This window comes from Ulvibacterium sp., from assembly GCF_965228935.1.
In the GTDB taxonomy this organism is placed as follows: Bacteria; Bacteroidota; Bacteroidia; order Flavobacteriales; family Flavobacteriaceae; genus Ulvibacterium.
Genome location: NZ_OZ245846.1, coordinates 3143513 through 3156016, shown reverse-complemented (window position 1 = coordinate 3156016; position 12504 = coordinate 3143513). Strand labels below are relative to the sequence as shown.

9 protein-coding genes are annotated in these 12504 nt (G+C 42.0%); 8 read left to right on the top strand and 1 reads right to left on the bottom strand.

Annotated features, from left to right (window positions below; genetic code table 11):
* Positions 1-53 precede the first annotated feature (53 nt).
* The 5 genes from ACO06Y_RS13240 to ACO06Y_RS13220 all read left to right on the top strand — a co-directional run bounded on the left by ACO06Y_RS13240 (position 54) and on the right by ACO06Y_RS13220 (position 6791).
* On the top strand, positions 54-4061 hold the full coding sequence (locus tag ACO06Y_RS13240) for a gliding motility-associated C-terminal domain-containing protein (protein ID WP_422079453.1): 4008 nt from the start codon (positions 54-56) through the stop codon (positions 4059-4061).
* Positions 4062-4225: 164 nt separating this feature from the next.
* Positions 4226-5131, top strand: coding sequence for a type IX secretion system membrane protein PorP/SprF (locus ACO06Y_RS13235; protein WP_422079452.1), 906 nt, complete (start codon positions 4226-4228; stop codon positions 5129-5131).
* 131 nt (positions 5132-5262) lie between these two features.
* Positions 5263-5493, top strand: coding sequence for a hypothetical protein (locus tag ACO06Y_RS13230; protein ID WP_422079451.1), 231 nt, complete (start codon positions 5263-5265; stop codon positions 5491-5493).
* A 112-nt stretch (positions 5494-5605) separates the two neighbouring features.
* Positions 5606-5974: a hypothetical protein gene (locus ACO06Y_RS13225; protein WP_422079450.1), complete on the top strand. Its 369-nt coding sequence runs from the start codon at positions 5606-5608 to the stop codon at positions 5972-5974.
* An 82-nt stretch (positions 5975-6056) separates the two neighbouring features.
* Positions 6057-6791 (top strand): LytR/AlgR family response regulator transcription factor, encoded by a 735-nt coding sequence (locus ACO06Y_RS13220; RefSeq protein ID WP_422079449.1) that lies wholly within the window; start codon positions 6057-6059, stop codon positions 6789-6791.
* A 29-nt stretch (positions 6792-6820) separates the two neighbouring features.
* Here the strand turns inward: ACO06Y_RS13220 and ACO06Y_RS13215 are convergent, their stop codons facing one another.
* Positions 6821-9958: a histidine kinase gene (locus tag ACO06Y_RS13215; RefSeq protein WP_422079448.1), complete on the bottom strand. Its 3138-nt coding sequence runs from the start codon at positions 9956-9958 to the stop codon at positions 6821-6823.
* Positions 9959-10832: 874 nt separating this feature from the next.
* Between ACO06Y_RS13215 and ACO06Y_RS13210 the strand changes: the two genes are divergently transcribed.
* From ACO06Y_RS13210 to ACO06Y_RS13200, 3 genes are read left to right on the top strand one after another with little or no spacing between them, the layout of a single operon-like run.
* A complete protein-coding gene (locus tag ACO06Y_RS13210) occupies positions 10833-11405 on the top strand; it encodes an RNA polymerase sigma factor (RefSeq protein ID WP_422079447.1) in 573 nt (190 codons plus the stop codon).
* Positions 11406-11594: a hypothetical protein gene (locus ACO06Y_RS13205; protein WP_299535782.1), complete on the top strand. Its 189-nt coding sequence runs from the start codon at positions 11406-11408 to the stop codon at positions 11592-11594. It abuts the gene before it with no gap.
* Between the two features lie 35 nt (positions 11595-11629).
* Positions 11630-12481 (top strand): mechanosensitive ion channel family protein, encoded by an 852-nt coding sequence (locus ACO06Y_RS13200; protein WP_422079446.1) that lies wholly within the window; start codon positions 11630-11632, stop codon positions 12479-12481.
* The last annotated feature ends 23 nt before the right edge of the window (positions 12482-12504 follow it).

Sequence of the window (12504 nt, the reverse complement as noted above, 5' to 3'; positions counted from 1 at the left end):
ACCAAACAACACCAAGGAATTGTTACATAACCGTTATCCAAACTTAACCTACCATGAAGAAAAAACCACATTCAATAGGCATCCCTATGCTGTTGTTCTTATTGGTTTTTACCGGTCAACTGGTTAAAGCACAATGTAATCCCAACAATCCCCAGGTTACGGTTACCCCAGAAACTTGCCCTAACAATGGCTCCATTGCCATTGAGTTTCCCGGAGGACCTCCCTGTGTGGGATGGCAAGCCATACTTACCTATCCCAGCGGTTTGGAGTCCGTGCGAAATATTCCCGATACAGGTGGTCCTATTGCCTTTATGTCGCTTTTTGCAGGTGATTATTCCCTTCGTTTTGTCAATGGACCTACCGAAATTTCCTATGCGAACAACCCCATAGCCTTGACCACTACCTATCAAGCTATGGATATCACCAGTAGCAATACTGCACCTTCATGCCCAATAGATGCTAATTTCCATAGTCCGGATGGAACTTTGGATATCCAAATCAACAGCGGGGGCAACGGGCCTTTTCGCTATGAGGCAACATCCCAATTTGGGGTACAAAGGTTTGGCCCTACTGCGGACCGATCCCATACTTTTGGTAATATGGTCGGTGGCGAATCGGTTTCCCTTACCGTTACCGATATGGGTTGCGGGGTATCCCAAACACAAACTCCGATTATAGCGGATAATTTTGATAGGGCATCTGCATCATTAGGTGGTGGGTTTCGAAGAAGATGCGCCCCCAATTGTACCATGTACGATGCAACATTTAGGGCACGTGTCTATTCCCAAGATCGTATAGATACCTTGATACTTCCGGGTAATGCTACCATAAGTGTTAATGGGGGAGCACCACAAGATCTGACACTTTATAGTGTTAACGGACCTACAATGACCTTTATGTACCCTCCCGGATTAACGGAAAACGATACCTATACCTTGGCATTTAATGATGGGTGTTATCAGTTTGGGCAAAGTGATGTGGTACCACCGATAGATAACACCCGTCTTGACCTAGTCCCTACTCTGGGCCTTGATACAGCTACTTGTACTTCCATTCATCAGATAAGCGGCCGTGGCACGTTTTGCCATACAAATTCCGTTACCATAGACCAGGAGGTTACGTCCGGTGTATGGGTTAACGTTATAGCTACCAGTTCCTTGGACGCAAATAATTTTTCCTACACATTACCGGGCCCCGGTCATTATAGGGTCATAGCATCAGACGATTGCCATACGGTAGAGGGGGAATTTGATACCCTCCCCGAAACGGATTCCCTGGATGAGGTAAACATACGAAATTCTACTTCTATTTTGGAAGGAACAGGTGCGGTGGTAATCGATAGGACATTACTACCCGGTAGCAATACTACCGTTCCAAGTACAACTTATGAAATAAGTCCTATACCTTTTGTACCTAATATAACTATAAATCCGGTACATCCATATACATTGGGAGGATCGTATACCTTAAACTTTCCCATAACCTATACTACAACGATAAATCGCTCCATAATAGGAGATCTGCCCCTGGGTAATTACGAACTAAGGGTCATTTCCTGTGGTTCTGAAAGGGTGATTCCTTTTGAAGTCAGCGTCCCGGCGCAATATAATCCTACGATACAGACTGTTAGCGGATGCTCCAATTCTGGACGTGTTGTCTACGATATGGGAGCAATGAATGTCGCCAATAGTACCAACGACCGTGTAGATGTAGAACTCTGGACCAACGATGGCAGTGACGGATTGGGTGTATTGGTATCCGCCGATATTCCTCCGGATGGTCATTCCGGTTCTTTTGATAATCTGGCTCCCGGAAATTATGTCCTACGCTTTGCCGGTATTCGTCTTCAATCAGGAAACGACAACGAAATTTTTTCAGCCGTTACACTTAGTAACGAGGAAAGGGAATACACGGCTCCGGTCAGTATTGCCCCGTTTGAAAATATAACTGCTGCAACATCGGGCACGTTTTGTGATTTTTCCGATACTACATCAGGAATAATCCTGACCGAAGTAACAAGTGGCACTCCTACTTATCCCATGGTTTATGAACTATTTGAATCCACCGATCTAAGTACGGTAGTACAAACATTTACAGAAACTGACCCATCCGTCACCAGCCATCTTTTTCAGAATGTTCCCGAAGGTGACTACGTAATACGAGTAACCACCCCTTGCGATGCCTTGGATCTTAATTTAAACTTAATGTCCGCAGCCTTACAGGTCCGTGCAACCACAGATAATGCTTTTGTTTGTTCCCCGGGAACTGCTGTGGATTTATCCATAAATCTACCGCAAAGCTTATATGATATTGCTTGGGCCGATAGCCTCGGAAATCCTCTGGGTACAGGAGCTTCCATAACGGTGAATGTAAATACCACATCAACATACACCGCAACGTATTCGTTAAAGCCGCTTTTCTGCGCTGGAACACAGGTAGAAACCCTTTCCATTACCATTCCTTTGCAACCCGGTCTTTCCCTTATAGGGCCCGAGATTACGAATTGTAATGTGCAAGGTGATTTTTACACCCTGATCGCCGAAATAGATGGAACCGCCCCGTACGATGTAACGGGAACAGGTGCTCCTGGGACGTTCAATGGAAATATATGGATCTCCGATCCCATTCCGGCCGGTACCGATTACAATGTGAGGTTTGAGGATGTTAATGCCTGTGACATTATTCTAGCAGACGTATCCCCGATTTGTTGTGATTTTGATGTGGTTTGCCCCACATTTCCGACAACCACCGTGGAATGTCACCAAGACGTGCCCATAGCGACTAGCCTGACCCCTTTAGAATTTGAAGCTTTGGGCAACGGCGACGGTAGCCTAGGATCTTCGTACTGCGGTGTTATCGAGATTTCAGCAACCAACGACCCGGACCCGACCGACTGCAACGCTACTATAACCCGTACCTATACGGTTACGGAATATGACGATCCGAATGGCGATGGTATCAGAAATCCTGGGGAGAATACCGTATTGAACACCGCTGATTGTTCCCAGGTCATCTTGGTCCAGGACAGTACAGCTCCTGCATTTGTTGAGCCATTGCCTACTTCAATAACAGCATCCTGCGAAAATGTGCCCCAACCCGTAGTACTTACCGCTATAGACAATTGTGATTCCAATGTAACCGTAATGTTCAATGAAGTAATTGGCACAACGAATTCATGTGGAACGTCCTATGAGATTACCAGAAACTGGACCGCAACGGACTGCACCGGAAATGTTACCTCCCATACCCAGATTGTTATGGTAGAGGACAATGAGGCTCCAACATTCCAGGAGTTACTGCCCATAGATATGGAAACCACCTGCGATGCCATACCCAATAGCACGGTATTGACGGCAGTGGATAATTGTGATACCTCCGTGGAGGTAGTATTTATGGAAACCATTGCCAATGAAAGTTCCATTGGCGGCTATGAGATCCATAGGACTTGGACTGTGACGGACTGTAATGACAATGAAACCACCCATACACAGATTATCTCGGTATTGCCACTTATGGAGCGCTTAACCCAAGAAATCTGTCTGGAGGACGATGCCTTGGATTTGACGACCCTGTTACCCTTAGATTTTGATACTACCGGGATTTTCGAAGTACTCACGGGAAATGGTTCCCTGGATGGAAATTCTTTTGACCCAATTAATTTTGGAACGGGTGAGCATCAAATATCCTATAGTTCCGATACCGGAAACTGTGGATACTATGTGGATTTTACCATTTTGGTAAATGAAGATTGTGTGGTATGCGGATTGGATAAGATTACCGCCTCGGATACGGTCACCGCCAATGGCGATGGCGTTAACGATATGTTCGAAATTAAAGGGGTCGAAAACTGCAATTACATTTTTAGGCTACGCTTTTTCAATAGGTGGGGAAACCTCGTTTACCAATCAAATGACTATCGCAACGATTGGGGTGGATCCGCTCCCAGCAATTCATTCGGAAATTCGGATAAACTGCCTTCGGGAACCTATTATTATATCATTACGGTACAGAACGAAGAATTAAAACCTATTGACGGATACATTTATCTCGGCTCCAACTAGAAGAATTTGATACTATGATTTTTTCAAATTAGGAGGTAAAGCAATGGTACAACATCAAATGACAAAAATTATAATATAAAACGATTAGTAAAACGAAAACCAAATTGTAGTTCCATGACATAGATATCGGCTACCGAAAGACCCCTACTTAACCCGACAAAGACATGAAGAAACAAAGGAAATATCTTATCCTGATTACCGTATTATATGGCGCAATCCTAAGTTCCCAACAATTGCCCCAATTTACCCAGTATCTGTACAATACGGTTTCCATAAATCCGGCATATGCCGGTAGCAGGGGTGTTTTAAATGGAACTGTTCTCCATAGGAACCAGTGGTCCGGCTTGGAAGGAAATCCAAGGACAAATACGGTAACGGTACATACGCCTATACAATTTACGCGTGTAGGTATTGGACTGTCCTATATGAGCGATAAGCTGGGGTTTGAGAGTACCAATTACATTTATGGGGATTTTTCATATTCCGTACCTCTGAATGACGAGGTAAAAATGTCGTTTGGTCTTAAGGCCGGTCTTACAAGTTATTCCCTTGAGAACCCTGATCCAAATGATAATTTTTTCACGGACAATGGTACCGTATGGTCCCCAAATTTCGGGGCCGGGCTATATGTTAGTTCACAACGTTGGTTTTTGGGGGTCTCCTCGCCGAGAATTCTCAATACAGATCTCAATAGTGGAGAATTTATGGCTTTGGAACGAAATAGTTATTATGCCATTGGCGGTGTGGTATTTGATTTGTCCAGGGACTTAAAATTTAAACCCTCTATAATCACAAAATTCACGGACGGCGCACCAGCAACCTATGATGTTTCCGCTAATTTTTTGCTCTATGATAAGTTGTGGTTGGGAGCGACCTACCGCTACAATTTTGCGAACAATTTTGGGGCCATTATAGATTATCAGGTTACCAAGGAAATCAGGATAGGATACGCTTATGATCTCCCGACCAGTGAATTTAGGGTTTCTAGCTCAGGCACTCATGAAATACTATTGATTTATGAGCCCTTTTTCAGAAAAAAAGGAGGTATAAAATCTCCTCGATACTTTTAGGAAAAAATACCTATTCATTATCCATTTATATGGAAAAAATAAAACCGGCTATGTCAAAAGTTCATTCTATTCTAAAAAATATGTGCCATTCGCATTTGTTGACTTCTACGGTTTCAATGAAATAAAGGACAATGAGTTCAATTATGAGGTATGAAGACTCGGTAAAATATGTGCACCGTCAATTAGCGGTCTCCTTTTTGCTTACAAGGGATTATAAAAAGGCCATAGAGTACTTTCAACGGTTCATTGATGCCGAGGAAACCTCTTCGGATTACCATCAAAAATATATCAAGGCCCTGATTATGGACGGCAAATATGAGGAGGCGGAACTATGGCTAAAAAAAGTGGAAACAAGAACATAGTATGGTTAAGGGTTTTGTTTGAAAAAGCTTAAACGGAATTCAAAGGAAAAATGAACAATCTAACACAACAAGGGGCCGATAAATTGAATTGTAAAATGCAAGGATACATCATATGAAAACAAAAGGAAATCTAATTATATATGATAAACAGGGCCCTTTGGGGAATACGATTGCGCGTTCTTTTCAAAAGACACAAATTGCGGTGTACAAGAATAAGAAAATAGCACGGATATTGGATTTGGTAAAGCTTAAGCAAAAAATCAATTTTGTCTTTGTACTGTTCATTTTCAACGAAGAGTACGAGTTGGTGGAATGTACTCAATTGGCCAGGTTAAATGTGCCCATTATCTTCGCCCCTACGGATAAGCACAGCTACAAAAATCTCCGTAAGATGAAGGGTATTGAAGTGATGGATGTTTCAAAAAGCAAAAATGTACATATTTCCCAAATTCTGGATTTTTTGGAAACCCACCATACTTAATCCCGCTTTTTGACGTTAAGAGTAAAACATTGATTTTAAGTCGTTGATTTTAGCTTCGGCCTATGTTCCAAATTCCAACTCGATGAATGTAGTACTCATAGATGATGACGTTTCCGAAATAGGCTACTGCAAGGAACTGTTTCTCAAAAACTTTGGCCACCTTGGCACTTTGAAATGTTTTAGCGATTCCTTGGAAGGACTGCAATTTCTCAATGAAACTAGACCGGATTTACTAATTGTTGATGTGGAAATGCCCAATTTAAACGGGTTGGAACTTTTAAAGAGACTTCGATCTCCAAATACGGAAATCGTATTTTGTACCGCCCATGACAAATTTGCCATAGAAGCCTATCGAAATTTTGCTTTGGGTTTTCTCCTAAAACCCTATAATGAGGCCGATTTTATTGCCATTGTATCCAAAGCGATTCAAAGATTGAAGGCAACTGCCCGGGAAATAACTACTCATGAAAAGCAAATGGAAGCCTTGGAACTGGAAAACAAAAAAATTCCTATTCCTACCTTGGGATGTACTTATTTTTCAAGTATTCTGGATATTATCCGCTTGGAAAGCGTGGACAGCTATGCAAAAATACATTTGACCGACGGTAGCATTCACATGAGTTCTTATGGAATCAAGTTTTTTGAAAAGATTTTAACCATGCCTTTGTTTTTTAGAACCCATAAATCACATTTGGTAAATCTAAAAAAGGTTTCAAAATTGTTTACGGACGGTACCTTGGTCTTGGAGACCGGAGATCGTATCCCCGTGGCCAGACGGCGAAGACCGGATCTAATGGCCATTTTTGATCAATTCTAAAAACCGGCCAAGCCAATTATGGCAAAAACCTAATAATAGGGTATTCCAATGGTAACCCGGGTCCCTTGCCCTCCCTTATCGCTTAAATCCTTCATTGCGATTTCATATTTGGATTCCCCGTAATAGTGTGTCTTGTTCATCAACATTAATCGCTCATACAATATTTGTGTAGCGTAAGATCGGTGCTCTTGATCATTGTTCAGCTTCTTTTGTGTTTGGGCAATCCCAAGACCATTATCCTCTATTACGACCACTATTTGTTTGCCGATGGGGGATTTTTTGATTTCCACCACAATAACCTTGTTCTTTTGATCCTTCATAAAACCATGTACAATGGAATTCTCGATTATAGGTTGTAAGATCATGGGAGGAATATAGGTGCCATGTATATCAATATCCGCTGCATATTTCATCCGGAGTTCTATCTTATGTTCGTTCTGGGAATTGATCAACGCTACATAATTTTCAATATATTCCATTTCTTTGGCCAATGGAATGTTTTTGTTCCGGGTCACATCCAGGGTAAGCCGCATTAGATTTGAAAAATTGGATACGTAATCATATAAGTCCGGCAATCCTTTCTCCTTTAGCCTAAAACGTATCCCACTTAATGAGTTGAATATAAAATGAGGGCTCATTTGGGCCCTAAGGGCGTTGCGTTCCAGTTCTATAAGGGTAAGGTTCAAGGCATTTTTTTTCCGCTCCTTTGTGATATAATAAACAAGCCATACTACGAACGTACCAATTAAAAAAAAGATCACTAAAAACTGAAACCAAAGTCTTTTGTAAAAAACTTGGGATACATTTAGGGTATAGGACAGCTCATTGGACGATTCCACCCCCGTGGCATTGAATCCCTTGATCTTTAAGTTATAATTGCCCGGAGGTATGGAAAACAATTTTAAGGTAGTTTGGTTGCCAAGACCTATCCACTCATCGGTAAATCCTTCCAGTTTATAAAAATATCGGTTGTAGTCCGTATTAAAATTGTCATTGATACTATAGGACGTTGAAAATGAGTTTTTGTAATAGGGCAAGTTAAAATTTGGGGAGCTATTGTTAAAAACGTCGACACCCAATTCCCTGCCCTTGGTACGATCATAATATTCAAATTTTGTAGGGAATATTTTGATATCCCGGGACTGATGGTTGATATTGATACTATCAAATGCAATGATTCCATTGATACCTCCAAAAAACAAGCGATCCTGGGAAGACCTATAATAGGAATTTTGATTGAAATCATTGAACGTAAGTCCATCCTCGACAAAGAAAGAGGCAATTTCCTTGGAACTCCTATCGTACCTAAAAAGACCATAATAGGTACTAAACCACATAATGCCATCGGAACCTTCCAAAATACCGACTACATTCAGATCCGTCAGGCCTTCCGCCCTGCCAATAACCTCTATTTCGCTTAAGTCCTTGTCCACATAAACAACCCCGTTATTGGTCCCCATCCAAAGGTTTCCGGCTTTATCCAAGAAACTCATATAAACCTTGTTTGTTGGAATACTGAGGCCATTACCGGTATTGTCCTTTTTTAGGGTCACAAAGGTTCCGGAAGTGAAATCCTTAATGAACAATCCATTTCGATCCGTGGCCACATAGAGCTTATCCTTTGTCCTGAGAAGGTCCCTTACAAAAACCTCGTTATTATTGGCCAAAGGCAAAATGGGTAAATTCCTAAATCGTTTTCTATGGGTGTCAAATTCCTGTAGACCAAAATTACTGGCTATCAGCAAGGTAGAATCCGTATACTTCGCTACATCATAGTATTGCATATGGGTCAATGTCGGATGCCCCTCAAATAAGTACTGTTCTATAATTTCATTTTCAAGAAAGTTTATATGCGATATTTTTTTGTGCTCTCCAACACACCAAGCTGTAGAATCACTGGTTTGAAAAAAGGATCTGAGGTAATTCAAGGTCGGAAAAACCATCTCGGCAGAATAGGCGCTTTCACCATATTCGTTAGCATAGGAACTCAGTTTGAACGTCCCCAGATAACTGGCAGCTAGGATTTCCTTATTGGGCAGCTCCAAAAATCCCCGTGCGCTTACCTTTCGTTCCCCATAATCGTCCAGGATTTTATGGAAGGTATGACTGTTGAATTTTATCTTACTGATACGGTCATAGCTGCTTACATAAATGACATCATAGTTATCCACAACCACGTCATCGATCATATACGGAAATGAAATCTCGTGTGCCTTCGTCAAATGGTCTTCCCCGTTTCTTTGCTGTAGTTTATAAAAACCCAGTTTTTTTCCGGAACCGTCGATCGCAATCAAATCCGCATGGTTCTTCAAATAAGGGCTAGTGCTTCTATAGATGGGAATCATTTCCTGAAAAGGTAGATTCGTCACCTGAATCCCTAAACCTTCGATATATCGGGTCTCAAAAATTTCCCCTTCAAATCGGTAGGACGTATCCTTGGATTCCGGAAAAAGTTCGCCATTGTCCGTAATTAACAGCCCATCTCCTCCATTAAAGGACCACTCCGGGTACAGGTAACTACTTTTGGTATAATTTAGGGAAGCGGTAAGGTCGGCATGTAGCGTACTGTTTCCTTCCTCCAGAAGGTACAACTTCCGGCCCAGTCTAAACAAGATCTTGTTACAATCGACTATCTTTTCGACAAACGAAAAACTCCTCTGAAAATATCCCGGATTTAAATTCCTGTCCGCTTTCGGGGTTTTATATTTTGTGACCCTAAGGGAAGGGTCAATTTTTAAAATGCAATCGTTATAGGTTCCCGCCCACACATTGCCATCACAATCCTCGATCAAGGAGCCCAACGATACGTTCTCCTCCTCCAGAATCTTTTTGAAATGGACACGGTCATAACTATCATCCAGACTATCGGATAGAAAAACGCCAATGTCGGACACTATCCAAATGCGATTTTTGCTATCCATAAATATGACATCCAAATAGGTAGATAGAATTTTTTCATCCTTGTCCAAAAAAGTAGAAAGCACGGAATTGGTTTCAAACTCCTTTACAATTCCGTTAAAGGTGGAATACCAAAGGATTCCATCATCATCGATGTATAGCTCGTTCCTAATTTTATGGCTCTCGCCATTGTTGTTGATACGGATTTCCCGAATCTTATACTCCTGGGCTCCCAGAAAACTACATACCAAGAACCACAGGGGCCACACAAACCATTTTGACAGAACTCTTAGTTGATAAGAAGGATTGGGGGATAGTGAAAATTTTAAAGGGATACTTTTAAATTTTATTTCATATGCCGACACGCTTCGTGAAGTTTGATTGGTTTACTTAGGTTATTCAAGAAAATAGGATTAGTCGATCAAGAACACAAATTCAGGTCGGGTAGCAATACAGTATTACCGTTAGAATTCAAGATACCGATTTGAAGCAAGTTAAAGATATAAAAAAATTGACTGTCAACATGTTACATCCCAAAAAGTAATATCCCCAACTTCTTCTTAAGTCGTAATTCCCATTATCCGTTTAGTGGGTCTTGATGGATCTATTGGTACAAATATTTGTAAACGAGATCCGACTATTTCCTACTCCAGTTTGTTTAGACCCACAATCTGTATATAGGTAACCTTTTTTATCCACATTAATGGTCGTTTTAGTATTGTCTCTCCGAGGGATAAAGTTGAAATGGGTCGATCCAAACTTAGGATAAAACAGATCTCGGCCAAACGGCAATATGGTCTATTCAGCACCCCTTCCGCTCCGGCCCTGGGCCGGACCACCTTCCCCTGCTAGGGGAAAAACCTAAAAAGTAAGCAAATAAATACCTTAACCTATCATAAAACTACCCATTATCGAATAGGGGCCACCGTTGGTATTATCACGCCTCCACGGACGCAATGCCTTGGTTAATTTTGTTCGTGGAATACTACACTATCAAGGGCATAGGGATATCCTTCCTCTACCATAGGCCAAATGCTTATATCATGTCCATTTTCAAACAAAAACGGGAATACTGCAAAATAATGGGTTACCTGTTCCAAAAACCGGGTCTAACCCTAATGACAAGCAACCAAAAGGATACCATTGGAAATTGGCAGAAAACCCCGAACGCTTTCCGACGAGGAACTGGTACGCAAGATCGTTCAAGTGAACGATCCGCTGCTTTTCGGTCATCTTTACGATCGCTATGCCCAAAGGGTATACAACAAGTGTTATGGTTTTTCCAAGTCCAAGGACGAGGCCGAGGATCTGACCCAGGACGTTTTTCTAAAACTGTACCTAAAGTTGGACACCTTTAAGGGAAACTCCAAGTTTTCTACCTGGCTCTACGCCTTTACCTATAATTTTTGCGTGAACTATGTGCGTAGAAAGAACCTAAAAAAAGTGGAGCATCCCTTGGACAACGTTTGTGACGCCGATTTTATGCCCCTCTTTGAAGTATCCGAGGAGCAGTTGATGCAGGTAAAGGCCAAAAGATTAAAAAAGGCCCTGGAACTCATTACCGCCGAGGACAAGTCCCTTTTGTTGCTAAAGTATCAGGACGATGTCTCCGTAAAGGAACTGGGCATACTCTTGGGCGTATCCGAAGGGGCCATAAAGATGCGCCTCAAAAGGGCACGACAAAAAGTAATACGAGCATACCACAAATTAACATAAATGACGGAAGAAAATAGAAATCCATTCAAGGAAATGGACCAATACCAAAAACCGGTTCCCCCGGAACTAAGGAAAAAAGTGATGCGAAACATAGCTCTGGCCAAGTTTATTATGGAAGTAGCATCGCTTTTTTCTACTAATTACAGTTCGGCCCTGGAAAATCTGTTCAAGACAAAAGGCCGGTATTGAACAGGCACAGAGCTTAGGAACAAAACCAACAAACCATGGAAGAAATCACCAAATGGAAGACCCTTACCTTGGAATCGCTCAAGGAAATGTTGGACGGCGTCGTTGCCGTACTGCCCAACATTATCGGGGCGATCGTTATCTTGGCCCTGGGATGGTTTATTACCAAGGTAATCGAGTTTTTGCTCAGAAGGGTGCTGAGATTCGCCAAAGTAGACCGATTAACCGAAAGGATCAATGCCATAAACCTTTTTGAACGGGCCCAAATAAAGTTCAAGGTATCCCAGGTCATCGTAAATTTCGTACGCTGGATCTTGTTCCTGGTATTCCTCATCATTGCCGCGGACATCATGAACTGGACCGTGGTATCCGAGGAAATCGGAAACCTCCTGCGCTATTTGCCCAAACTTTTTAGTGCCATTGCCCTATTTATGATCGGGCTGTACATAGCGGATTTTATTAAAAAGTCCATCAAAGGCCTTTTTGAATCCTTTGACCTTAGCGGTTCCCGGATCATAAGCGAAGTGGTCTTTTACTTTATCACCGTTTTGATAACCATCGCTGCCCTAAACCAGACGGGGATAGATACCACTATAGTCACCAATAATTTTTCCATTGTCCTTGGAGCCTTCCTCTTGGCCATTTCCATCGGATTTGGCCTGGGATCCAAGGAAGTGATCGGCAAGCTGCTGCTTACCTATTATGCCCGGAAGAACTATGCCATTGGGGATTTGGTAAAGCTAAACGATTTGGAGGGCGTGGTCGTTGCCATTGACAACATTTCCCTTACCATACGTACGGGCATTGAAAAAAGAACGATCATTCCGATCAAGGACATTATAAACGGCACGGTAGAGGTTACCCCCAACTACGATATGGACGATGACTAAAATATAACAGCGGGTATAGGTGG

Coding starts and splice junctions, on each gene's coding strand:
- ACO06Y_RS13240 (WP_422079453.1), top strand. CDS start 54: ATGAAGAAAAAACCACATTCAATAGGCATCCCTATGCTGTTGTTCTTA.
- ACO06Y_RS13205 (WP_299535782.1), top strand. CDS start 11,406: ATGACGGAAGAAAATAGAAATCCATTCAAGGAAATGGACCAATACCAA.
- ACO06Y_RS13220 (WP_422079449.1), top strand. CDS start 6,057: ATGAATGTAGTACTCATAGATGATGACGTTTCCGAAATAGGCTACTGC.
- ACO06Y_RS13235 (WP_422079452.1), top strand. CDS start 4,226: ATGAAGAAACAAAGGAAATATCTTATCCTGATTACCGTATTATATGGC.
- ACO06Y_RS13225 (WP_422079450.1), top strand. CDS start 5,606: ATGAAAACAAAAGGAAATCTAATTATATATGATAAACAGGGCCCTTTG.
- ACO06Y_RS13230 (WP_422079451.1), top strand. CDS start 5,263: ATGAGTTCAATTATGAGGTATGAAGACTCGGTAAAATATGTGCACCGT.
- ACO06Y_RS13200 (WP_422079446.1), top strand. CDS start 11,630: ATGGAAGAAATCACCAAATGGAAGACCCTTACCTTGGAATCGCTCAAG.